Origin of the sequence: Paraburkholderia sp. BL6669N2, assembly GCF_003387275.1 — a bacterium.
In the GTDB taxonomy this organism is placed as follows: domain Bacteria; phylum Pseudomonadota; class Gammaproteobacteria; order Burkholderiales; family Burkholderiaceae; genus Paraburkholderia.
Window position 1 is genome coordinate 1,111,377 of the sequence record NZ_QUNA01000002.1, and the last position, 22,359, is coordinate 1,133,735.

Here is a 22,359-nt window from a genome sequence, read left to right on the forward strand (position 1 = left end):
AGCGTGGATGCGGAACGATTCGAGGACTTCGCTGCGCGCGAAGCGCTGAGGTGGAGGGGACTCGTGGCGTGCCGACATCCCGCTGGCGTTGATCTGGATATACGAGCCGCCCGCGCCGATCCAGATTTCCTTCGACGCGGTGATGGCGATCTTGCCGTCCGTGCTGGTGATCGTGATGTCCTTCAGGGCCGCGAGCGCGATCTAGTCGCTCTGCGCCTGGATATCGACCTTGCCTTTCGCGGCGACCCGTTTCAGCCCAAGCTGGTAGGCGAACATCGAGATCGCACCGCGCACCGACGCGAACAGTGAGCGCCCGGACGACACGCTTACGTCGCGACCCGCTGTCACCGCATGATCCTGTCCACTCACGATGTGCGTTCCCTGCGCGGCGGTCATGCCGATGCCCGCCGCGCTCGCAACGACAAGATCAGGTCGCGTCATTTCGGGGAACGGATTTTCACGCCAGTGGGCGGTGCCGCCCCGGATCGCGTCGTTCTGCGCCTTGATGGCTTTCGCGGCGTCGTGCTGGCTCGCGTCGGACGACTGCGCGTTGTGCTGCTGCGCGAGCTGCGCCATGTCCTCGTGTTGCGCGCGCGCCTGCGTCAGGCGCTGCACCGTCTCGCCCATGTCCTTCGCGGGCGACTGCGCACCGCTGCGCGTCTCGGTGGTCACCAGCATGCCCCGGTTTGCGCAGTACGCCCATGTTGTGGAAGCGACCTGAGCAGGTGAAATCAGACGATGCTGGATATAGTGGAATGGCCTCGTCCCACCCTCGGTGGTAGTGCACGAAGGTGCTCCGCCTGAGAGCGTGGCAGTATCAGAGCTCCTGATCTGCAGTTGACCGGAGGCCGTCATGAGCGTCGCGTTGCTGAGCATCGATCTTGCAAAAAATATCTTGCAGCTGTACGGCGTGGACGAACGCGGTCATCCAGTGTTGAGTCGGCGAGTCAGCCGCAACAAGCTCCTCGAATCCATTGTCAATCTGCCCTCTTGCCGTATCGTGATGGAAGCCTGTGGTGGAGCGCATTACTGGGCCCGCCGGTTCTCGGCGATGGGACATCATGTGCAGATCATTGCGCCCCGATTCGTCAAGCCGTTCGTCAAATCCCAGAAGAACGATCGCAACGATGCGGAAGCGATCGTCGAAGCTGCGTCCCGTCCGACCATGCGCTACGTTGCGGTCAACAGCGTTCAGCAGCAGGATATCCAGTCCATGCACCGCATCCGCAGCCTGCTCATGCGAGACCGTATCGCGCAGATCAACCAGATACGAGGCCTGTTAGCCGAATACGGTGTGGTCATTGCACAAACCGCACTGAAAGTACGGCAGCAGCTTCCGTCAATTATTGACGACGAACGCAACGAGCTCACAGGGTTGGGTCGATCAATGATGCGGGATATGTACGAGCGACTCGTACTGCTGGATAAGCAGATCGCCCGGTATGATGAATTGATCCATCAAGTGCACAAGGCATCCCCTGTCAGTCAGCGACTTGAGAAGATTCGAGGCGTTGGGCCACTGATCGCAACTGCTGTCATCGCCGCAGCGGGGAGTGCCACTGAATTCTCAAACGGCAGACAGTTTGCGGCGTGGCTGGGCTTGACCCCACGCCAGCACTCATCAGGCGGCAAGGATCGTCTGTTCGGTATCACGAAGCGCGGTAACGGATATCTGCGAATGCTGCTGGTACACGGCGCCAGATCGGTCGTCCAGCAAGCCATAAAACATACCGATACGCTCTCCCGATGGATACGCGAGGTTCAGGCGAGACGGGGAACAAACATCGCCGTCGTGGCACTTGCCAACAAGATCGCCAGGACGATCTGGGTATTGCTCGCACGCGGCCTGGAGTACGCACCGCCGGTATGAACGGAGCAACGATCGGATGGCGGCAATTGTTTTACCTCTTCATTGGTTGCACAAGTGATCTGATTCAATGGCAAACAGGTCGGACCGTCGGTGACAAAACCTGCGCAGTCTTAGGGCTCCCGAAGCCGTGGATATAAGTAGGAGTCGCCGGGCGAAATCCATTGGGGCCAGGCACATGCGTGCCACAGAAAGGCCGAATGTATATATGCAATCCTGCACCTGCTCGCTGTAGAAAAGATCGTTTGGCAAACGGGACGAGGCCATGTATAAGGCTGCAACCGCATGTAGCATGGTGGCCCTGACGCGCGACGGGCACACCGTGGTCCGTGATCCTGTCGTCGCCCTCAACGATGACGTTGGGCACCACCTCGGGGTGAAGCGGACAGGTCACTTCGTCGCCCTTGCGGGCCACGCGCACGCCGCCATAGCGCATGACTTCCGAGGCGGTGATAACTTCGCCGCCGTGGTCGGTGGTGTCACCGAGTCGAATCAGGTTTATCATGGAATTGTTCCTCGTTCATTGCCTGCTGGTCGGCGGAAAGGGATTAACCAAGTTGGCCGAGCGAACCCAACCGGTTGAAACCCGACCGGAATCTGTCGCGTTCGCTCGTGGGTCTGCGAACCGGACATAGGAAAACTGACCATATGTCCTTAACACGATGACTCCGTTCGACTTCGTTAGATAGCCCTTTCTAGCAATGAATTTCCCACCCCGCAAGTCATAAAAAAACGTCTTCGTATTTACCAGTCTAATACCTGTTGCTGGAATTCTTTTTGATTCAATATAATTTTCGGCTCGGATATCCGGTGGATCAAATTCGAAAACCCCCGTGGCATTTCCGCATCCAGCTTGCGGACGGGATGTTCTAATAATCCATTCACCGTTCTTCCTATACAAAAGCCCTTGTATGTCGAATTGTTTATACCTCTCCTCGAATTCAAGGGAACTATCACTTGGAACGAAGGTAAGCATCTTGGTGACTGAATATTCTTGAACATTTTGGACTTTTTCATCTTTCTGGGAATTTTGCGAGAATAAAAAGTAGCATGAGAACTTGTTATCCTCAGAATCATAAAATCCTGCAACCCTCCCGCTATCACTAAAAGCGAGCAAATTTGCTTGGTCGAAGATGATGGCTTCCCCGGCAACCGTAGACCGGCAAAGGCATGTTAGCAACGCAAAAATGATGATTTTATTTAAATTGCGCATAGTATTTGGCCAAGTTAGCCGCATAGCTTGGATTAATTTTCTTCCAATTCTTTCCGTTATACGAAAGTGCCACTTGCTCCCAGTGGCGAGTTCGCAGCCCCTCCACACCCTCTGGTTTCAGATTTAGCATAAATGCGGTAAATATTTTCGCCTGTCCGTCCGTACCTGACATGAAATGATTCGCAAACTCGAATAACGTCGCACAGTCGCAGGAAGAGTAGTATTCGCCCAAAATCTGAACGAATGAGATCAATCGTGATTTTTCCCAGTTTAAGGCCGAAAGCGAATTATTTATCTTCAACAGAACGGATTATTTCAGTTGCAGCCTTAACAGCTTGTCGCCTTGAGCGATGACGTGACTTAGGCCCAATCCAGTATGTCAGGGAGATCGTTTTATTCTGTGTACTGGCGACTAGCTCATAGCAATCTCCGGCATATGCTGACGCTCCACCAGCCTCTGTAGCAGGGCACGCAGGGAAAGCTTCGTACACTGTTTCTCCTGGGATCACTGATTTCTTCGTCACCGCAGTAGTCGCGCTGAATAGCATCAGAGTTCCTTCTGCATCGTACCAGTACGGTTGAACCAATCCCGCATCGGTTCCGCAGTCGTGTATATTCTTTTCACACACCGTTAAAACATCCTCAGCCTCGACACCCTTCAGTCGCAGAGAATATGCATGAAAATCAGTTTGAGACGTATCGAGCTTTTCAATTTTTGCATACCGATTGGCTGGGTACGAAAAACGGACATGTTCGTCAGTGTAAATTTTTATCGCCGCTTGCGATGTGCCAGTGGCATTTTCAACAAAGGCGCATGCAAACAAAGCGACAGCGATGAACCGATTCGCTAGGTGCATTATTGATCTCCAATGAGTTTATACAACCGCATCGTGTGATAGGTCCGATTCTCCAGGCCGTAGATGCCGCCGTTTATTTGTGTTGTAAGCACATGTGCGATTTCTGCCGTTACCCCTCTATCAGCGTAGCTATTCATGGTGCTTTGGGGATGCGGGAGCCCGTGGTTCGGTCCCGCTTCCCAGTACCAAGTGCCGGTGTCTATAGTGTTGTAGTGCACTGTCAGCAGGATGTCCGGCGTCGCGATGTTTGGCCTCGTCGGATGCGGATGACTCCACCAGGACGCTGTAAAACTTTGCCGGCTTAACCAGCCTCTATATACCCAATATTCCGCATAATTAAATTTACCTGTTAGCTGCTTCATACCTCTTCCTCGAAATTTGTAGCCATCTCCCGGAAGGTCGTTACCGTTGAGATGCCCATATAAGGAGTTGCATGAAGCTTCGCTTCGATGTTCTTCCATCCACGCGAGCGTTCTTGACTCTTCTGCTCCTTGGCCCAAGAAGTGGGACATTCGCATCGGATTTCGGGTAATAGAGTGCTTTTCCATTAGTCGGTTCAGTATGGTTCTATAACGCTCACGCACCTCATTCGATAAAGCATTCGCGGCCTGATGCAGATGTCCACCCGATTTTTCGACGTAGGTATTTGGGTAGACTTGTTCCAGTTCTTCACACGAGAGCCAACGGCACGGTCTGAAATGCCGCAGAAATGCCGTTGGCGGAAAATGCCACACCTCATCGGCATGCGGAAATTCAGGATCGCTGACGTCCTCCCAGAACGCCAGGGCACGCGCGTGATCCACCAGATTGTTAAAAGCTGCGTCCGATAGTGGACTGGTCAATGCCTCATGCGGACTCCTGAGCCAGTTGTATAGCGCCTCTAGTCCATCGCGACTCCACTCGGATGGAAACTTACACACCGCTCGCGCCGTGCGCTGCAGGATCGCTTCCATGCCCAGAGCGCTGATAGCATCGGCGTGGCTGATATGTCCGGAATGATTGACGTCCAGCCACCGCTTTACAGTCGGTGAATCGCACAGGCTGTCGGGTGTCGGATCATCGTTGATGAAGCTCCAGCCGGCCCACTCCGGGAAATCGGCGTCGCTATAGGCGCGCACGCCTGCCTTGGACAGGTTGATCCATCCATCACCGTCTGGCGTCTTCACTTTCCGCCAGTGATTGAAGCGCGCGCCGGCGGGCAGTTGATCGTTGATGCAGCGTCCGAAACGGATCATCTCGAAGATGGCACTCGGAGAGGCCACAGCCATGCCTGGAGCAATTGCCGACAGAGAATCGTCTGTAAAGCGTCCGTGAAGGGCGTTAGCACGCTGATACAGGTTGTACTCTGCCTGTCTTTCCGCGGGCATTGCACCGCACACGGACCAGCTCAAATCCGCATTCTGCCTGTAGGTCGTCAGAGTGCAATCCTTCTCGTAATGCATGCGGACGACAAGCTCGCAACCGGTTCCCGTCGGCACGAGAGACGGCTGGGGGTGCAACGTCGCGACAGGCGGCGCGCTGTCGTCATCACGGAAAGGGTGTGGTTCGTTGGCAAAGAGCTTCGCACCACGAGGAATGAAGAACCAGCTGTCGCCATAGACCGCATCGGTACGAGCCGGGGTGCTGCCCAGCGGCCCGGGGGCGCGCCCGATGAACTTCCTCAGGTTTGCCTCGTTGCAGACGATCTCGAAGTGGATCTGCGGAAACTGCCCGTAAATCTGGCCCGGTGTGCCCAGGATATCCTTGCGATAAACCTTCTTGCCCACGGACAGCGACGACAGCGCGGCCTGGAGGTGCATGTACACCGAGTAATAGGTGACCTTCGCGTTGTCGCCTTCGCCAATTTCCGTATCGTGCCGGATGACGACACAGCCGTCGTCCGTACGCACGTTGCGGTACTGAAGCGTCGGCTTATGGGTCGTATCCGTCTGGCGCACGTACACGATTGTGCCGTCCGCGATGGCGCGCACGGAAGTGACCTGATTGCCGTCCAGCGGGGCTTTCAGATGCGCACCGCCATGCCAGCCAAGATTGAAGCTGACCGGATAGGCGCCGTTGCCCGGCGCACATTCGAGCATGTTGGCGGCACACACATCACCGTCGGGTACGACCGTGTTGCCCGCATCCGCTGTGGGCATTGCGTCATTCTGCTGCGGGTCGGCTGCTGAAAGAAAGGGCGGGCTGATAATCATAGGTCTGTCAAGAGGAAGAGTTACAGCGAATGGATGTAGTCATCAGTGGGCGTACCCGACCCGAACGGAGGGAAGCTCGGTATGCGAGCGTCTGCGTCCTGCACATCCCAAAGTCCCTTCTCCAGAATCACCCCCGGCGAGCCGTTGATAATCCCGCTGCCGTTGATCTGGATATACGACCCACCCGCGCCGATCCAGACTTCCTTCGACGCGGTGATGACGACCTTGCCGTCCGTGCTGGTGACCGTGATGTCCTTCAGGGCCGCGAGCGCCATCTGGTCGCTCTGCGCCTGAATATCGACGCGGCCCTTCGCGGCGATCAGTTTCAGCCCAAGCTGGTAGGCGAACATCGAGATCGCACCGCGCACCGACGCGAACAGTGAGCGCCCCGACGACACGCTTACGTCACGTCCTGCTGTCACCGCATGATCCTGTCCACTCACGATGTGCGTTCCCTGCGCAGCGGTCATGCCGATGCCCGCCGCGCTCGCAACGACAAGATCGGGTCGCGTCATTTCGGGGAACGGATTTTCACGCCAGTGGGCGGTGCCGCCCCGGATCGCGTCGTTCTGCGCCTTGATGGCTTTCGCGGCGTCGTGCTGGCTCGCGTCGGACGACTGCGCGTTGTGCTGCTGCGCGAGCTGCGCCATGTCCTCGTGTTGCGCGCGCGCCTGCGTCAGGCGCTGCACCGTCTCGCCCATGTCCTTGGCGGGCGACTGCGCGCCGCTGCGCGTCTCGGTGGTCACCAGCATGCCCCGGTTTGCGCGGACCACGCCCCATGAATCGGTGGCGAGTTCCCAGCCGATGCCGCGCGCCTGTTTGCGTCCCTCGCCGGGCACGATGCGCGTGTTGTAACCCACCACCAGCCGCGAGTTCGCCTGATCGCTCGTCACCTGCGCCTGTAACCGGTCCGGTGTGTCGTCCGCAACGAACTGGTTCGACCCGCTCCCTTCCAGATTGCGACTGAGCAGGCCTGACAGGGCATGGTTGTCCTGCAACGGCCACGGCGGCATGTTGTCCGCGTTGTAGGCCTGCCCGATGACGAACGGCCGGTCCGGGTCGCCGTCGATGAAATCCACGATCACTTCCGTGCCGATGCGAGGCAGGCTGATGGCCCCGTGACCATTGCCCGCCCACGGCGACATGACCCGCGCCCAGCACGACGAATTCTCGTCCCGGTTCGGCGAGCGGTCCCAGCGGAACTTGAGCGTCACGCGGCCATACGGCTCGGTGGACACGACGTTTCTATCGAAGCCCGTCACCACGGCGCTCTGCGGTCCGGTGGTGCGCGGCTTCGGGACCGTGCGCGCCGGACGGAATACATTGGTCGCCGGTTGCACGGTGAAGTCGGTGTCGAACCGGTAGACGCCCGGACCGGTCGATTCCATTGTCTCTTCGGCATCGAGCTTCGCGCGGATCACCATGTATTCCTGGTTCGCCTTGCGATACGGGTGGTTCTCCAGATGGAAGGTCGTCCCGCATACGACATTGCGCAGCGCGCCGCGGCCTTCGGCGCGTTCGCCGCGCGCGAACAGTTCCTCGATGCGGATCTGCGCGGACTTCTCGCCTTCGGCCGGGTCGGTGTAGTCGCCGGGCCACTCGTAGCGCGCCAGATCATTGTGGATCGTCTTCTGCGGCTGGACCTTGCGCACCCCGAGATTGGCTTCGGGCTGCTTGAAGTCATAGTCGCCGGTGGTCCAGACGCCCGACTGCAACGTCTGGGCAATATCGAACGCGTCGATATACTCCGCGTCGATCCTGTGGCCCGGCGGGTAGTACGCGAGCGTGTGATACGCCTCGCTCTGCACCGGCTTGTGCGCGCCCACGTGGTCCACGAACACCATCCGGTGAAAGCCCTTCGAGTGTTCGAAAAACCAGTAGATGCCGTTCTCAGCCATCAGCCGCTGCACGAAACTGAAATCCGTTTCGCCATACTGGACCTGATAGTCCAGTCGCGGGTATATCCGGCTGGTGCGCCAGGCGCAGGAAAACGGATAGATCCGCAGCACTTCGCGAATGATGTCGATAACATTCTTACGCTGGAAGATCCGGTAGTCCGAGCGCTGCCCGGCAAGCCAGAGGCCGGGTTGCAGCGTGAGCCGGTAATGGCTCTGCCGGTCCTGCTGTTCGACAAAGCGCGCGCTGGTCACGATGCCGCTGATCTCACGCATGCCGCAGCCGATGTTCGACGTCCACGAAGGGCCGGAAACCCCGCTCATCCCTTCAAGCTGGATAGCCACGGTCAGTGGCCTGCCGATCATGGCGCGCAGGTCGAGGTTCGCCGCGTCGTCGCCGAACATGTCGAGGTCTTGCGGCGTCACCATGTCCAGCGTGTACGTGTAGATTTCCGACAGGGCTTCCTCGCCACGGATTGATCTGAGCACCAGTGCGGGCTCGCCTGACGGCGATTCCGGCAGCGCCGCGCCGCTCACGGTGATGGTGCGGCGGGTCGAAAAATCCAGCATGAGTGTCCTTCCTCCAGGATGAATGAATGCGGCTCACGGCCACTCAGGCCGCTCAGGCCGCGCTGCGGGTGCCCATGCGGGGCGGCCAGAGCGCGACGGGGCCGCGCTGTACCGAGCGCATCGAGGTCTGCACGAAGGTATGCGTCGGGACGTGGCGCGCCAGGTAGTGTTCAAGGATCACGCCGAGCAGATACGGGCTTTCACCTGCAAGCGCTCCTTCGTCGACGGTGAGCGTGCAGCCGGTGCCGCAGCCGAAGACGAGATCACCGGCACCGGGAAGGCGGCGCGTCACCGTCTGCATCTGCACGCCTGTGATTGCCTGCACCTGCTTCACGAAGCCGGGGTTGTCGCCGGTCCGGTAGAGCAGGAGCAGTTCGCGCAGTCCCGCGCCGCCTGTGTCCTCCAGCGGCAGATGATTGAAATTGAGCTGGCGCACCAGCCGCCAGGCGGTGGTGCCCTGTGCAAGCGGCCGCTTTGGCGTGCCCGGCGCGCGTATCAGTCCGACGCTGGCAAGCGGTGCATTGACGACCGTGCTGAGATCGTCCACCCCGTTGACGGCCAGCAGGTTCGGCAGATCGCGATTCGTCACCCATACCTGCGCGGTGATGAACCGGATATTGTCATGAGCGGGCGTGCCGTTTGCATCGACCAGCGACACCAGTGTGTCGCCCGGCGCGTAGGTGGCGCGTGTCTGGTAGCGACGCGCCAGGTCGGTGCCCCGGGCGGGCTCGCGACGGGTGACGAAATAGCGGCCGGTGCTGTTCTCGTCGCGCGCCAGTGTCGGATACCGCGGCTGGAACTCAAGACTCGCGGATTCCCTGGTTTCGAATCCCGAGAGTGTCCCGACTGAAAACACTTCGTAGTCGGCGGGCGCGAGTGGATCGACATGCAGGGATGCTGTCGTACTGTTCTCAGGCAGTTCGAGCCGGTCTATCGTGACAGGAAACAGGTTGATGACAGGGGTGCAGAACAGCGCAAAATGCGAGGCATCGACCCGGTTGACCAGCTCGCCTGCCGGACGGTCGAGCAGCACGACGATCTCGACCTCCTGAGCTTCGATCCGGCGCAGGCCCGCCTCGAGTCCGGTGAGCGTGAAGAACAGGAAGCGCTCGGGACAGGTGGCATATTCGTGCAGCAGGTTGTGGCCGTGAAACTTCGGCCAGACAAGCGGCAGCATTGCCTGATCCGTGCCGAAGCCTTCATGCATCACGGCCTGGTTTCGCACCACGTGCAGCGGCTCCTGGGCAGTGGCAAAACTCCCCGGCGCGGCGAGTACCGATGCGGCCGCCCCGGTATGCAGGAGTTCGAACAGTTGGGAGGCAAGCCGCACGTCGCCCGCCAGATAGACCGGCAGGCGATCCAGACCGCGCAGCTGTCCGATGGTGGCGCTGCCGGTGGCTCGCAGCCGCAGGCGTAACGCGGAGCGTACGTTCCGGTCCGGGCGCACGTAGCGGTCAAGCGCGGAGATATCGGGCGGAATGCCGGTGAGCCGGGCGCTGACGATTTCCAGCGGATAGAGCGTGACGTCCTGGGTGCTGCGGAACTGGCAGACGCAGCCGCCGCCCTCCGGCACGGGGGAGGCGAACGGACTGCCGCGTGGCACATGGAACCCCTGTGCAAGTTTGCTCCTGGCGTGATCCGGGTATAGCCGTGCCACCGCCATCGATGGCGTCGGCGCGAGGTAATTCGGATAGAGGCATTGCAGCAGGGGGCGCGTGAAGTCGGGGAATGCGGCGTCCAGTTTCATGCGCATGCGGGCGGACATGAAAGCGAATGCCTGGACGAGCCGCTCGACATACCTATCGCCGATTTCACCCGCCTGCATGCCCAGACGCCTGGCGATTTTTACATGCGCCTGCCCGAATTCGGCGGCAAGTTCACGCAGGTACAGCAACTCCTCGTTGTAGTACGCCAGCAGATCACCCGCGCCGGTTTCCGGGCGTTGACGGTACGGTACGGATCGCCTCGCCAACTGCTCCACGTACTGTTCCGGTTCGAAGCGCATGCCGGTAATCGGCGCATCCGTGGGCGCCTGTCCAAGCCAGCTGGACCAGCCGAGTTGTTCCGTTCCACCCAGCACCGCAGGCGGTGCGCCCTGTGGCTTGATGCGCAGTTCCAGTTCCCACCGGTAGCCGCGCCCGACAAATTCCCTCACGCATTCGACCAGCTTCGGCAGGTCCACGCCCTGCGCCGTGAAACGCAGATACGCCTGCAAGTCGAGCGGCCCCAGGACAATGCGGAACCGGTGCTGGCGGTCCGGCACCTGCTCACCGAGCATCGCGCCCATCGCAAGCGTCGAAGACTCCACGGGCTTGCCGAGATAACTGTGGCTGGCCGGCGCCATTTCCAGCCAGTGAAAGACGTATTCCTCGATTGCGACCGGTACGTCGAAGTACTGCTCAAGCGTCGCGCGCAGGCCGTCGGGATTACGCGCCTCGCGCACCAGATGCGCAGAGGCGGCGAGGCGCGCATGGCCAGGAAACGGCCGGCCGGCGATTTCGGCGGGATCGTGGCCGGCGAGGCTCGCGACAAAAAAGGAGAATGTTTCGTCATCCTTCCGGTCGAGGCCCGCTGCGGCCTGGGCGGAGGCCCACGCCCGGTACAGCAGAGTCAGGTAGCGGTGGTGAAAGATGTCGAGGAAGTTGACGAGCGTCGCATCCCGCCGGTTCTGCTCACGCTCGCGTGCAATCTCGGTGACGTGAATCGGCAGTGGCCCGTTCGGCCCGAACATGCCCAGACTGAGAAGCCGTATCTTCAGACGCCCGTTGACCTCACGCACGTCGGCAATCTCGCGCGGCGCGAATGCGAGGCTCGGTGCCTGGCCGAGACGGAACGGCTCCGCCTGCGGACGCCGCGCGGTGCCGACCGGGTCAATGTGGGGATCGGCGCCGATACGGCGCAGCAGGGAAATAAACCCGTAGCGCCAGGGTTCGGCCATCAGACGTTCAACGCTTTCCGGTGAAAGCGCCACGCCGGGCATGGGCAGATCGAAGCGGGCGCGCTCCATCAATCACGACGCGCCTGATGCGGCCCGCACGGGAAAGACAGGAGCCGTGAGGCGTGGATACGTAAGACGTGGATACCTGTCGCAGCGTACAGCTTTCATCGTTTGACCTCTTCCCCGAGTTTTTTCAATCATCGGGGATAGTCGTTCGATAGTCAGCAGGACTATTTCGCAATAACGCTGGGAAATGTCAGCGGCGTCCAGTTGCATTGACGGTTATCCACCCCGTCCTGAGCATGTTATGTATCGTGCATCGACACGGACCACCGGGCTGGCGTCGGCGCAGGCATAAAAAAGCTTGCGACGGGCGCGGGCAACGAGAGAGCGTCTGCAGATCAGGAGGGGAATTGTGCCGACATGCAGAATCAATGCGCGGGTCGTGTACGCAGCCGTGACATCGGACAAATCCGGGAACGCGCAGCAAGCGACCTGATAAAAAAGGGCGACCGGAGTCGCCCTGAATGGTCACGCAAAACACCTGCCGTGTCCCGATGATGCGGACAACCGGAGGCCGTGTGCCAGCAACCAGGTTGTTAAATTCGAACGGAACAGATGTTTGTAGCTCTTGCGCGTCGCGGGCGAATTTATCCACAGAAATTGTTCACATCCCTGTGGACAACTCCTGGCCAAGCGACATAACTGATTGAGCGCAGAAGGATTTCTTCGCTGGAGCAGCGAACGCGGTCACTCCGTCGGCGAAGCGAGCAGCGACACCGGCACGCCGCGGCAGCTGACCCGGGCGACGAGCTCCGCGCCGAGACCCGCACTCGATTTCTCGTGCGCATCGAACGAGGTCATCTCCCTGTCGACCCGCAGAATGTTGATCGGCCATGACGCGCGCGACAGCCGTTCGTGCGCGAAAGCGCCCACCCATAGCGGCGTGACGGAGGTGCCGTTGCCCACCGCGTAACCGCTGGGCCAGAACCGCAGCACGTCGCGTTCGTCGCGCGTGTCGCCCGGACGCATGAACACCACCGAAGACGGCACGCCGTTGTTGAGCTTCGGCAAGACCGGCAGCGACACCGCCGCCACATTGGGCGAGGCTAGCGAGAGCAGACTGTGCGCCGAGACGTCCGTGCCTTCCACCCAGCCTTGGGCGCGTAACTGTCCGCGGATCGAATCGAGGTTCGAGACCCACTGCAGCGTGAGCGGCTCCTTGCGATCGCCGCCCATGTCCGAGCGGTAACACGGCAGGCGCTTCCATACGGAGAGTGTCCACTGCGATTGCGACACCAGCACGGGAGGCGGGCGCAGCGCGCTGTCCGGCGGCGGCGTGGGCATGTTGAAGCCGACCTGGACGCCCACGCTGAGCAGCATGACCACCAGCACCACGACGGGCATGAACGCGCGTTCGGGCGGCGTTTCCGGGTGCCGCCACATCGCTGTCAACGCAACGACCGCTACCCAGAGGTAGGCGAGCGCGGCGCCGCCGAGCGCGTCGGACACCCAGTACCTGCCGAAGTACAGTCCCGCGAGCGCGACCAGGATCACCACGATCGCACTCGCGGCCGCCACCAGCACCCCTTCCAGCCTGTCGACCCGGCGCGCCAGCAGAAATGCCAGGAAACCGTACACGATGACGGTTGCGGCGACGTGATTGCTCGGAAACACATAGGCGCCGATCAGCGACGTATTGGGCGGCGCGCGGTGCATCGCGAACTGCAGCAGGTAGATCAGCAATTGGGAAAACACCACCGCCGCGAGCCAGTAGCCGACGGTTCGCCAGCGCCGCTCCAACAGCATCCACACCGTGACCGTCACGACCAGCGCCGCGAGTGTGATGCTGCTGCCGAGCGTCGAGAGACCGGCGAGAACGGTATCGCTCCAGGGCGTGCGTACCGATTGCAGGAAGTGATAGACGGAGACGTCCACTTGCGTCAGCGGATCGCCGCTGGCGACGTCGTCGAGCACGCCGAAAAAAAGCGCGCCCGACACGAGTACGACCAGCGAAGTCAGCAGGATGCTGCTGGCGTCAGGCGTACTGGGGTCGAGCATCTTGCGTGCGAAACGGCCGAACGGACCCGGATGCCGACAGGCCCAGCTGCCCAGCTGTTGGCCCGCCGCGCTCGACCACGCATTGGCGTGCGAAAGCAGAAAACGCGCCGCGCGAAAGCTTAGCCAGACAATCCCCACCAGCAGCGCGATGATCACGACGAGCCTGAACGACACCGCGCCGGCCAGCAGCACCGAGGCGCCGAAGATCATGCCCGGCAGGATATGGGCCGGCGCCCAGATCAGCGCCGACAGCACGTTCATTGCGTAAAAGCGCAGCGGCGGCATGCCCAGCATGCCCGCCACCACCGGCACGATTGCCCGCAAAGGGCCGATGAAGCGCGCCAGCACGACGCTCTTCGCGCCATGTTTGCGGAAGAAGCGGTGGCCTGCCTCGAGCACCTCGGGATGTTTGCGGAACGGCCAGAACTGGACGATGCGGTCCTTGTAACGGCTGCCGATCCAGAAGCTCATGCCGTCGCCGGCGATGGCGCCCGCGATCGCCCACACGAGCGCCCAGCCGAGACTCAGCGAGCCGGTGCCGATCAGCGCGCCGGCGAGGAACATGGCGGTGCTGCCCGGAACGAAGGTGCCGATGACGGCGAGCGACTCCAGAAACGCCGCCAGGAAGATGACCGTCAGCGTCCAGCCGGGATGGCCGGCTAACTGGTGCAAGAGGTGGATGTAGGCGTGCTCCATCGTGCGCGATCAGCCGTTCTGGCGTAACGATTGATCATAACGCGCGACGGAGCCGTCTTATTCCTTTTTGGACCCCGGCCGCAGGTTCACGAAGCGCTAAGCGAATCGCCGGAGACGTGAACGCGTTGGCCGATCTGCACGGCCGGCTGCGTCGGGTAGCTGAAGTTGCGGTAGCTGCCGTCCTGCATGCGGACCTGGACCTGGTAGGTGGTCTGCTTGCGCACCGCGTGTTCGATGCCGTTCCCGGCGAGGCCGCCGCCGACCGCGCCGGCAATCGTCGTGAGAATCTTGCCGCGGCCGCCGCCGATCTGGTTGCCGACCAGCCCACCCGCCACCGCGCCGCCCAGCGCGCCGAGGCCCGTGGTCGGCTCGGGCGCCTGCACCGTATTGATGGCGACGACTTCGCCCGCGTACGGGTCGGCGGCGACCGGGCGCGGTGCTGCGGCGTCGTAAGGTGCCTGGTAGCCCTGATTGTTTGCGGAATTCGGCGCGGCCACCGGTGTCGCGCGGTGCGGATGATGAACCGGCGGCCGGGCAGGGGCGGTTTGCTGCGCCGTCTGCTGAACCGGAGCCGCTTGCGGTGCCACGACCGGCGTGCTGGCGAGCGGCGCCGCCGCTGCCGTGACCGGCAGCGCGGGTTCCGTGACGGCGTGCGAAGTCGGCAGCAAACCGGTCATCGCGGCGATGCCGGTTGCGCTCGCCAGGATGACTGCGACAGCCGCGCCGGCAACTAGCGGATGAATGCGGCTGCGTTGCGGTTGGCTGGAAGTGAGGTTCGTATTCATGGCGGACTCCGCGGGTAGGTGCCTGCAATAACGCCGCGAAAGTGCGTTCGGTGCACACGGTTTGCGTGCTGCTTTGTAAGGATTTGTACGCTTTCGCGCGAGCGGTTACACGTTTGGATTTCGTCGCTGAGTTCGTCGAGGAAAGGTTGCAGGCGGTCGTGGCGGATGCTCGCTAGGCGTGCGCCGGTCGTCGCCTGAAAACCCTCGGACAGTTTCAGCAGCCTGGTGTGGAAGTGGTCGAGCGTGTACCGCGTGTCATCCAATGGACGCTGGGTCGTATGCGGATCTGCCGGGTCGTGCGGCGGCGAACGAAGCGGGCCGGGCGCCGTCTTACTATTTGAGCGGCCGGGCAACTCGGACCTCGCGCTCGCGCAATTCGACGAAGTAACGGAGTGGGCTATGAAGATCGTAAAGGGCAGTATCGCGGCGTCGGCAATGATGATCGGTGCCGTTGCCGCAGCGTATGGGCAGTCGGTCACGCAGCCAGGCGCGACCGGAGCGGCTGCCGTCAATGGCGCGCCTTCCGGCATGACCAACAATGCGGGGGCCACAGCGGGAACGGGTCCGTCGACGGCCGCCGGCATGAGCCCGATGTCGCCGGGTGCGGGAACGATGGGCGGCGTAAGAGCCGGTCCCGCACTCAACACCATGCGGGCGAACGGCACGAGCCTGAACGCGAACCCGGACCCGCGCGTGCCGAATTTCGCCGGCAGGGGCGCGCCGCCGCCGCCGCGGAATTAGTCAGCAAGCGGGGCGTGTCCATCGCGTGAGCGCCGCGGATAAAATGCACGCCTCGGCAAGCGGATCCGATTCGACGGCAAGGAGATGGGCATGGCGTACGGCGAGCACAAATACAAGGTGTCGGTGCAATGGACCGGCAATCGCGGAAGCGGCACTTCCGGCTACCGCGATTACGGGCGCGATCATGTGATCGCAGCGGGCAACAAGCCGGAGATTCCAGGTTCATCGGACGCGGCCTTTCTCGGCGACGCCAACCGCTGGAACCCCGAAGACCTGCTGGTCGCCTCGGCCAGCGCCTGCCACAAACTCTGGTATCTGCATCTGTGCGCGGATGCCGGCATCACGGTGACGGCGTATCGCGACGACGCCGAAGGCACCATGCTAGACGACCCGAAACAAGGCCGTTTTTCACAGATCGTGCTGCGCCCGCGCGTCGTGATTCGCGCGGGCGATGCCGAGCTTGCCGCGCGTTTGCATCACGTGGCGCACGAGAAGTGCTATATCGCGAACTCGGTCAATTTTCCGATTCTCTGCGAAGCGGTCATCGAAACGGATACTGATTGACCGAGGCAGGCCCGGCCGCCGGCTGTGCGCTATCGATTCAATGCAGCAGCGCCATTTGCACGACCTTTACGATCACCAGCGCGACCGCCACGATCAGATAGCCGCGCAGCACGCCCATCCAGACCCGCTTGGACAGCGTCAATTGCGGCGCCGGCAACTCGTCCAGAGGCGGCATGCGCCACGCTGCGCGCGTTTCCTTCGACCACCCGAATTCGGTTTCCTGAGCCACTGCGCTCCCGGATTTCCGCCGCAGCTTGCGGGCCACGACGGTGGCCGCATAACCTGCCACGGCCATCAGCGTGCCGGCTGCGAGCACTTCAAGCATGACTTCGCCGGTGATGTCCGGATACATGACGGAAGCCGTGAGAATGATGGATAGCATGACGAGCACCCAGACCACTGCGCCTGTGAAGACGTTGAGCTTCTTCGAGTTCACCCACGGTCCGAGCACCGCGCGGTCGTTGCACAACAGCAGCAGAAACACGGTCGCGCTCGGCAACAGCACGCCGGCGAGCGTCTGCACCGCTTCCGTCAGAAGGCCGAGCGGGCTGCCCGGAATCAGCACCAGCGTCGCCGCGGCCGCCACGATGGCGAAATAGACGAGGTAGAAGCCCTTCGCGTCCGACACTCCGCGATGCAGCGAGTGGCGAATCTTGAAGACGTCGCCGATCGCGTAGGCGCTCGACAACGACACCGCCGCCGCGCCGATGATGCACGCGTCGAGCAGCGCCACGGCGAACAGCACGGCGGGCGTGCGGCCGGCATATCTTTCGAGGTCGGCGATCACGCCGCCCGCGTCGGTGAAATGGCCGAACTCGGGCTTGCCCGCGTAGAGCGCCGCGCAAAACGAGATCATGGCCACGGCGCCGATCATCACGAAGACGATACCGATCCACAGGTCGGCCTTTTCGTACTTCATGAAGCGCGGCGTAATGCGTTTATCGACGATGTAGCTCTGCTGGAAGAACAATTGCCACGGCGCGACGGTGGTGCCGACAATGCCGATCACGAGCAGCATCACGTCGCTCAGCTTCGAGTGGGCGGGCCAGCCCGGGATCAGAAAATCGTGCGCCATCTGGCTGACCGGCGGGTGGATCGATACCAGCACTGGCACGAGCAACAGGCTCATCACGCACAGCACCACGGCGAAACGTTCGAAGCGCCGGAAGTCGCCCGTGCTCACCGCGGCCATGGTTACCGCCGCGGCGATGCAAACGCCGGCCACCTTCGAAATGCCAAAGAACTGGAGCACGAACGTAATGCCGATGAACTCGGTCACGATCGTCAACGCGTTGAGGATGAACAGATCCACGACGCTGAAGGCTCCCCAGAATTTGCCGAAGCGCTCGAAGATCAGCCGTGCATGACCGACGCCGGTCACCGCGCCGAGACGCAGCACCATCTCCTGATTGACGAACAGCACGGGCACGAGCAGCAGCATGGTCCACAGCAAGGTGGTGCCATAGTTCTGTCCCACTTGCGTGTAGGTGCCGAAGGCGCCGGCGTCGTTATCGCCGACCATCACGATGAGGCCGGGCCCAAGAATCGCGAGCAGCGTGCGAACGCGGGCCCACCAGCAGTTGCGCGCACCCGTGTCGTGATGGGCGATGGTGCCGAGTGCGCCCTTGATGTCGCCGAGGTGCGCGTCGTCGAGAACGGCGCTGCGGGGTGGTGAGACGTTGATTGGAGTGGACATGCTGGCCGCCTGAGTAGGTTTGATTGGATTGAGCGGGGCGTCTTCAGGATCCGCCGGATGCGCGGCCGAACGGGGCGGCGGCGCGGGCGGAAACGCGAAGACGCGCTGAGCGTGTGTGCTTACGAAGCGGGCCGCGAGACGGCACGCAAGCGAGCGCCCTGACGCGGTGCCAGGCCACGGCGAGCCAGTGCGGCTTGACGCCGTGCAGTGCGAGGGCGGCGTCGCTATGGGTGTGGGTTTGCTGCCGTGTCGGTACGAGAGTGGCGAGGTACATGTTTTTCTCCGGGCGTAGGGCTTGACGCGGATTGCGGAAAGCCAGCAGACACGGAGCGCGGCGCATCAGGCGCGCGGCGAAGCAAGTCTACTCGCTTTCCTTGGGCAAATGATTGTTTGCCTGTCCGCTCGGTCGTGACTGAGCGGCCATTGAGCGGCAACCAGGCGGCGTATGGGATAACTGTCACTGTCCATGGCGGCTCCTTATCGGCGTTCGGTACGCACGTGTTGGTCCACGCGTTCGGCCGCACCGCATGTCGAACGAATCGAAACGGTGCGAGCGAACGCTGCCGCGAGCGAAGGCTCGCGACGGGATGCCAATCGGCAGGACGCATGTGCGTAAGCACGGCGCGGCCGGATGGCGCTAGTCGAGGTGCACGGAGTGAGTTACTGCGGCGCGCACCGTCTGCCTGTCGGCAAGACGGCGGCTGAGAAATAAAGCGCGGGCGTCGGGCCGGTCAGGCAGTGAAACTGTTCGAAGGTCGACTACTGCTGGTGTCCAAGGCATGGGCCTCGTTTATGAAGACGGCGAATTTTAGGCACCGCAGCAAGCGGAAGTCAACATGCTTCGTTAAACGAAGCAAATATTCTTTGGTGGGGTGTGGGCCAGGCCACGTTGTGGTGGTGGCAGGCGTCTTGTCTTTCAATTTAGATAGAAAAGAAAGGCTAATGAAGGCTATTTCCGCTGCTGCTGGTGAGAGCGGCTTGAGCCGATATAGCGGCCCGCGACGCGTGCATAACTCGGCTCGATCCGCCGCCCCGCGCCGACGAAAACACGAGGCGGTTGCCGTGCATTGCGACGCGCGACTACGCGCGCGCTTCGCTGTTGCCACACCGCGAAGCACGCCTTCAAATGTCTCAACGATTGCCGTCGAGCAGATCGCCAAGCAGTTCATCGAATGCGGCTTGCGCGTCTTCGAGCTCCTGCAGCGCGGCGTCGAATGTTTGCAGCGCGAACTGCGAAGGCGTGCCGCTGCCGGCCGGCGGGAATTGCGATTGCAGCGACGCGAACGCCGACTGCACGCGTTGGGTCGCGGTCAATACACGCTGCATTGCCGCGGTTTCTTCGGCTCGCGCCTGTTCGTGATCCATGAGAACTCCGTGTTCGACTGGTCGGCTCGCGCCGTTTCAAAGGGGTGACTATGCCACGTTAGCGTTCAGGACAGCGGCAAGCCGCCGTTGGCCTTCACTTCGCGCAACGACAGCGCCGATTCCACCGATGTCACGCCCGGCAGGCTACGCATTTCATCGCGCATGAAGGTGCCGTAGTCGTCGAGATCGCGCGCCACCACCTGCAGGATGTAATCGGCGCTGCCCGACACGTTGTGACACGCGAGGATGCGCGGGATGGCCTGCACCTCGCGCTCGAAGCGCGTCGCCACCGCGCGGTCGTGCACGGCAAAACGCACGTAGACGAACGCGACCACGCCGAAGCCGAGCGCGGAGCGCGACAGCATCGCGCGGTACTGGTCGATATAGCCATCGTTTTCGAGGCGCTTCAGCCGGCGTGCGCAGGGCGTTTCGCTGAGGCCGACCGTTTCGGCCAGCCGCGCGTTGGACATACGGCCATCTTTCTGAAGCGCGGCGAGGATCGCGCGGTCGGTTTTATCGAGGTCGGTTGTCATGGCTTTGTGGTGCTGATGACGGATTGGAGGAAAGCCGGTGCTCGGGCCGCAATATTAGCGCATTCCTCCACAGGTGAGCACTCCGGGCCGGTAAGTCGCCAGCAAACCCTCCGCCGACGATAGCAAGATAGAGCCTTGAAAACAGGAGAATTCGATGATTTCCGCACATCTGCTGGCCGTGTATATCGCGGCGCTTTTTGTCGTCTATGCCGTGCCTGGACCGGACATGGCGCTGGTGCTGCAAACCAGTATCGGACGCGGCGTGCGCAGCGGCTTTGCGGCTGCCGGCGGCCTCGGGCTCGCGCGCGCGACGCACGTTACGCTCTCGGCATGCGGCGTGGCCGCGCTATTGCGCAGCGCGCCGTGGTTATACGAAGTGGTGCGCTATGGCGGCGCGGTTTATCTCGCGTGGGTTGGAATTCAGATTTTTCGTTCGCCGGTGTTCGCGCTGCCTGGCGGTCATGCCGCTGGCGGCCGCGCGGATGCTACGGCAAGCGTCGAGTCTCGTCCGCTGCGGGCTGCTTTTGTCAAGGGCTTGCTCACCAACTTGCTGAACCCGAAGGCGCTGCTGTTCTGCTCTGTGCTGCTGCCGCAGTTCGTGCGTCCGGAGGCGGGGCCGGTGGCTTTGCAGATGGTCGAACTCGGTCTGGTGCTGCTCGCTATCGGCGCCTGTTTCGACGTGCTGTACGCGATCGGCGCCGCGCGGATCGCCGGCTGGATGCGCGCCCATCCGCTAGCGCAGACGCTGCAGCGCTGGACCTTCTCGGCCGCGCTGATCGGTTTCGCGTTGCGGCTCTCGCTGGACTGATCCTGGCTGGATACGGCGCGACGCTTCTCCTGACCGCCCGGCCGTGCGCCATGCAGGAGAGGCCGCTTATCTGCTCAGCTTATGCTCGCGCCGCGAGCGGTCCTCGATGATTTTCCGGCGATGCTTGTCTTTCATCTTCTTCCAGCTTTTGCATTCGTCGCGCGTGCGCATGCAGCCGATGCAGAAGCCGGTTTTGCTGTCGAACTTGCAGATGTCGATGCAGGGTGACGCGATGCTCATGACCATTGGCAATTAAAGGAAATGCCAAGACTCTCGCATGCGCCATGCCCGCGCGCTAAGTGATTGTGTTAATAAAGCCAATAGAGCGCCAGACCTTATTCGTGGCGGCACAATCACTCGCTTTCCCACTCGATGAAAACTTTTTTGCTCTATGCCGTGACCGCCATTGCCGAAATTGTCGGTTGCTATTTGCCGTGGCGCTGGCTGAAAGAGGGCGGTTCCATCTGGCTGCTGGTGCCGGGCGCGTTGAGCCTCGCGCTGTTCGCCTGGCTGCTGACCCTGCACGGTACCGCCGCAGGCCGCGTGTATGCGGCTTACGGCGGTGTATATGTAGCGGTGGCGATTGCCTGGCTATGGTGCGTCGACAAGGTGCGCCCCACGCTGTGGGACGCTGCCGGCGTGGCTTTCACGCTCGCCGGCATGGCGATCATCGCATTCCAGCCGCGCGTTTGAGCAGGCGGGCGAGCCGATCTTTGCCGCTCCGAAAGGCCTCTCTCTGTGCGCGCTCGTTGCCGCTTCCGCGCCAACTTCGAGTCCGCGGGCTCGCGCTTTACTTGATGCCGCCGAGATAATCGAGCTTGCCGAGATCGACGCCGTTGTGACGCAGAATGTCATACGCCGTCGTGACGTGAAAAAAGAAGTTCGGCAGCACGAAACCGAGCAGATACGACTGGCCTGTGAACTCGACCGGACCCGAACGCAGCTTCAGCGTGATCGGGCGTTCTTCCGAACCGTCGATCTGCTCAGGCTTGAATTCCTTCAAATAATCGATCGTCTTTTGAAGGCGGGCAATCAGTTCTTCAAAAGTCTGCTCGACGTCGTCGTACTTCGGCGCTTCGACGTCGGCCAGCCGGGCGGCGCAGCCCTTCGCGGTGTCGCTCGCGATATAGACCTGGCGTGTGAGCGGCAGCATGTCCGGTGCGAGCCGGCCGGTGGTGAACACCGTGGGCTCGATCTGTTTCGCGGCGGCATGCGCTTCGGCTTTGCCCAGAATGACCTGCAGGTTCGTCAGGCCGCGAATCAATACGGGCAGTGATGCTTGATACATCGAAATTGACATGGGGCTTCCTCTGATTCTTTGATCGTGCGCGCGGATGGCGCGCGAGGCAATGTAACGGCTGGATTGCCGCTGCAGCATCATAGCGCGAGCGGCGAAAGACGCGCATCGCGGCGACGCGGCGTTAGCCATTCGGACAACTGCCGCGCGCGCCGGAACTGTGTTTGAATGGATTGGTCGGACCGTTTGACGTCCTCGAAACAGCGAACTTGCCGCCGCCTTCAGGCGATGAGGTTGTGAGAGGCGCGTGGCGAGTGGATCCAACTCGTGGAACCCGCCGT

General features: G+C 61.7%; 18 protein-coding genes and 3 pseudogenes. 5 read left to right on the forward strand and 16 right to left on the reverse strand.

Annotation, left to right across the window (positions count from 1 at the left end):
* Nucleotides 1-75 precede the first annotated feature (75 nt).
* Nucleotides 76-690: pseudogene (locus B0G80_RS47295) on the reverse strand (DUF2345 domain-containing protein); the annotation flags it as partial.
* Nucleotides 691-853: 163 nt separating this feature from the next.
* Between B0G80_RS47295 and B0G80_RS27520 the strand changes: the two are divergent.
* Complete coding sequence (locus B0G80_RS27520; RefSeq protein ID WP_116121208.1) at nt 854-1,870, forward strand: IS110 family transposase; 1,017 nt, start codon at nt 854-856, stop codon at nt 1,868-1,870.
* Between the two features lie 253 nt (nt 1,871-2,123).
* Here the strand turns inward: B0G80_RS27520 and B0G80_RS47300 are convergent.
* The 10 genes and pseudogenes from B0G80_RS47300 to B0G80_RS27555 all read right to left on the reverse strand — a co-directional run.
* Nucleotides 2,124-2,372 (reverse strand): annotated as a pseudogene (locus B0G80_RS47300) (PAAR domain-containing protein); the annotation flags it as partial.
* A 15-nt stretch (nt 2,373-2,387) separates the two neighbouring features.
* Complete coding sequence (locus B0G80_RS45425) at nt 2,388-3,080, reverse strand: hypothetical protein (protein WP_147309924.1); 693 nt, start codon at nt 3,078-3,080, stop codon at nt 2,388-2,390.
* Nucleotides 3,064-3,381: an N-acetylmuramidase domain-containing protein gene (locus B0G80_RS27530; RefSeq protein ID WP_309568791.1), complete on the reverse strand. Its 318-nt coding sequence runs from the start codon at nt 3,379-3,381 to the stop codon at nt 3,064-3,066. The genes B0G80_RS45425 and B0G80_RS27530 overlap by 17 nt, the downstream gene beginning before the upstream one ends.
* The gene (locus B0G80_RS45430; RefSeq protein ID WP_147309925.1) at nt 3,368-3,937 is read right to left on the reverse strand and encodes a hypothetical protein; all 570 of its coding nucleotides are present in this window, start codon (nt 3,935-3,937) and stop codon (nt 3,368-3,370) included. Before B0G80_RS45430 ends, B0G80_RS27530 begins: the two co-directional genes overlap by 14 nt.
* A complete protein-coding gene (locus B0G80_RS27535) occupies nt 3,937-6,129 on the reverse strand; it encodes a peptidoglycan DD-metalloendopeptidase family protein (RefSeq protein WP_116121211.1) in 2,193 nt (730 codons plus the stop codon). Before B0G80_RS27535 ends, B0G80_RS45430 begins: the two co-directional genes overlap by 1 nt.
* A 20-nt stretch (nt 6,130-6,149) precedes the next feature.
* Complete coding sequence (locus B0G80_RS27540) at nt 6,150-8,594, reverse strand: type VI secretion system Vgr family protein (protein WP_116121212.1); 2,445 nt, start codon at nt 8,592-8,594, stop codon at nt 6,150-6,152.
* Nucleotides 8,595-8,646: 52 nt separating this feature from the next.
* Nucleotides 8,647-10,512, reverse strand: a complete 1,866-nt coding sequence (tssF, locus tag B0G80_RS27545; protein ID WP_258879230.1) for a type VI secretion system baseplate subunit TssF — start codon at nt 10,510-10,512, stop codon at nt 8,647-8,649.
* A 45-nt stretch (nt 10,513-10,557) separates the two neighbouring features.
* Nucleotides 10,558-11,601, reverse strand: a pseudogene (gene tssG / locus B0G80_RS46105) (type VI secretion system baseplate subunit TssG); the annotation flags it as partial.
* A gap of 681 nt (nt 11,602-12,282) precedes the next feature.
* Entirely contained in the window at nt 12,283-14,289 is a 2,007-nt protein-coding gene (locus B0G80_RS27550; protein WP_116121213.1) for a bifunctional DedA family/phosphatase PAP2 family protein, read from the reverse strand.
* Between the two features lie 86 nt (nt 14,290-14,375).
* A complete protein-coding gene (locus tag B0G80_RS27555; protein WP_116121214.1) occupies nt 14,376-15,074 on the reverse strand; it encodes a glycine zipper 2TM domain-containing protein in 699 nt (232 codons plus the stop codon).
* A gap of 399 nt (nt 15,075-15,473) precedes the next feature.
* Between B0G80_RS27555 and B0G80_RS27565 the strand changes: the two genes are divergently transcribed.
* Both B0G80_RS27565 and B0G80_RS27570 read left to right on the forward strand, forming a co-directional pair.
* Complete coding sequence (locus B0G80_RS27565) at nt 15,474-15,815, forward strand: hypothetical protein (protein WP_116121215.1); 342 nt, start codon at nt 15,474-15,476, stop codon at nt 15,813-15,815.
* A gap of 90 nt (nt 15,816-15,905) precedes the next feature.
* Nucleotides 15,906-16,379, forward strand: coding sequence for an OsmC family protein (locus tag B0G80_RS27570; protein ID WP_116121216.1), 474 nt, complete (start codon nt 15,906-15,908; stop codon nt 16,377-16,379).
* A 37-nt stretch (nt 16,380-16,416) separates the two neighbouring features.
* Here the strand turns inward: B0G80_RS27570 and B0G80_RS27575 are convergent, their stop codons facing one another.
* The 3 genes from B0G80_RS27575 to B0G80_RS27585 all read right to left on the reverse strand — a co-directional run bounded on the left by B0G80_RS27575 (nt 16,417) and on the right by B0G80_RS27585 (nt 19,973).
* Nucleotides 16,417-18,075: an NRAMP family divalent metal transporter gene (locus B0G80_RS27575; protein ID WP_116121217.1), complete on the reverse strand. Its 1,659-nt coding sequence runs from the start codon at nt 18,073-18,075 to the stop codon at nt 16,417-16,419.
* Nucleotides 18,076-19,206: 1,131 nt separating this feature from the next.
* Entirely contained in the window at nt 19,207-19,440 is a 234-nt protein-coding gene (locus B0G80_RS27580; protein ID WP_106286340.1) for a hypothetical protein, read from the reverse strand.
* 65 nt (nt 19,441-19,505) lie between these two features.
* Nucleotides 19,506-19,973, reverse strand: coding sequence for an Lrp/AsnC family transcriptional regulator (locus B0G80_RS27585; protein ID WP_012426651.1), 468 nt, complete (start codon nt 19,971-19,973; stop codon nt 19,506-19,508).
* Between the two features lie 154 nt (nt 19,974-20,127).
* Here B0G80_RS27585 and B0G80_RS27590 point away from each other — a divergent pair, with 154 nt between their 5' ends.
* Nucleotides 20,128-20,781, forward strand: a complete 654-nt coding sequence (locus B0G80_RS27590; protein WP_116121218.1) for a LysE family translocator — start codon at nt 20,128-20,130, stop codon at nt 20,779-20,781.
* Between the two features lie 66 nt (nt 20,782-20,847).
* Here the strand turns inward: B0G80_RS27590 and B0G80_RS27595 are convergent, their stop codons facing one another.
* Nucleotides 20,848-21,021 carry a DUF1289 domain-containing protein gene (locus tag B0G80_RS27595; RefSeq protein WP_106286349.1) on the reverse strand — a complete coding sequence of 58 codons (174 nt, stop codon included), beginning with the start codon at nt 21,019-21,021 and terminating at the stop codon, nt 20,848-20,850.
* Nucleotides 21,022-21,153: 132 nt separating this feature from the next.
* On the opposite strand from B0G80_RS27595, the gene B0G80_RS27600 reads away from it, so the two are divergent.
* Complete coding sequence (locus B0G80_RS27600; protein WP_116121219.1) at nt 21,154-21,474, forward strand: YnfA family protein; 321 nt, start codon at nt 21,154-21,156, stop codon at nt 21,472-21,474.
* 97 nt (nt 21,475-21,571) lie between these two features.
* Here B0G80_RS27600 and B0G80_RS27605 read toward each other — a convergent pair whose 3' ends face one another.
* Nucleotides 21,572-22,081: a DUF1993 family protein gene (locus B0G80_RS27605; RefSeq protein WP_106286337.1), complete on the reverse strand. Its 510-nt coding sequence runs from the start codon at nt 22,079-22,081 to the stop codon at nt 21,572-21,574.
* Between the last annotated feature and the right edge of the window lie 278 nt (nt 22,082-22,359).

What these genes read in the sequence shown, in the direction of transcription:
- B0G80_RS27520 (WP_116121208.1), top strand. Translation starts at nt 854, where the DNA reads ATGAGCGTCGCGTTGCTGAGCATCGATCTTGCAAAAAATATCTTGCAG.
- B0G80_RS45425 (WP_147309924.1), bottom strand. Translation starts at nt 3,080, where the DNA reads ATGCGCAATTTAAATAAAATCATCATTTTTGCGTTGCTAACATGCCTT.
- B0G80_RS45430 (WP_147309925.1), bottom strand. Translation starts at nt 3,937, where the DNA reads ATGCACCTAGCGAATCGGTTCATCGCTGTCGCTTTGTTTGCATGCGCC.
- B0G80_RS27535 (WP_116121211.1), bottom strand. Translation starts at nt 6,129, where the DNA reads ATGATTATCAGCCCGCCCTTTCTTTCAGCAGCCGACCCGCAGCAGAAT.
- B0G80_RS27540 (WP_116121212.1), bottom strand. Translation starts at nt 8,594, where the DNA reads ATGCTGGATTTTTCGACCCGCCGCACCATCACCGTGAGCGGCGCGGCG.
- B0G80_RS27550 (WP_116121213.1), bottom strand. Translation starts at nt 14,289, where the DNA reads ATGGAGCACGCCTACATCCACCTCTTGCACCAGTTAGCCGGCCATCCC.
- B0G80_RS27555 (WP_116121214.1), bottom strand. Translation starts at nt 15,074, where the DNA reads ATGAATACGAACCTCACTTCCAGCCAACCGCAACGCAGCCGCATTCAT.
- B0G80_RS27565 (WP_116121215.1), top strand. Translation starts at nt 15,474, where the DNA reads ATGAAGATCGTAAAGGGCAGTATCGCGGCGTCGGCAATGATGATCGGT.
- B0G80_RS27570 (WP_116121216.1), top strand. Translation starts at nt 15,906, where the DNA reads ATGGCGTACGGCGAGCACAAATACAAGGTGTCGGTGCAATGGACCGGC.
- B0G80_RS27575 (WP_116121217.1), bottom strand. Translation starts at nt 18,075, where the DNA reads ATGTCCACTCCAATCAACGTCTCACCACCCCGCAGCGCCGTTCTCGAC.
- B0G80_RS27580 (WP_106286340.1), bottom strand. Translation starts at nt 19,440, where the DNA reads ATGGATCACGAACAGGCGCGAGCCGAAGAAACCGCGGCAATGCAGCGT.
- B0G80_RS27585 (WP_012426651.1), bottom strand. Translation starts at nt 19,973, where the DNA reads ATGACAACCGACCTCGATAAAACCGACCGCGCGATCCTCGCCGCGCTT.
- B0G80_RS27590 (WP_116121218.1), top strand. Translation starts at nt 20,128, where the DNA reads ATGATTTCCGCACATCTGCTGGCCGTGTATATCGCGGCGCTTTTTGTC.
- B0G80_RS27595 (WP_106286349.1), bottom strand. Translation starts at nt 21,021, where the DNA reads ATGAGCATCGCGTCACCCTGCATCGACATCTGCAAGTTCGACAGCAAA.
- B0G80_RS27600 (WP_116121219.1), top strand. Translation starts at nt 21,154, where the DNA reads ATGAAAACTTTTTTGCTCTATGCCGTGACCGCCATTGCCGAAATTGTC.
- B0G80_RS27605 (WP_106286337.1), bottom strand. Translation starts at nt 22,081, where the DNA reads ATGTCAATTTCGATGTATCAAGCATCACTGCCCGTATTGATTCGCGGC.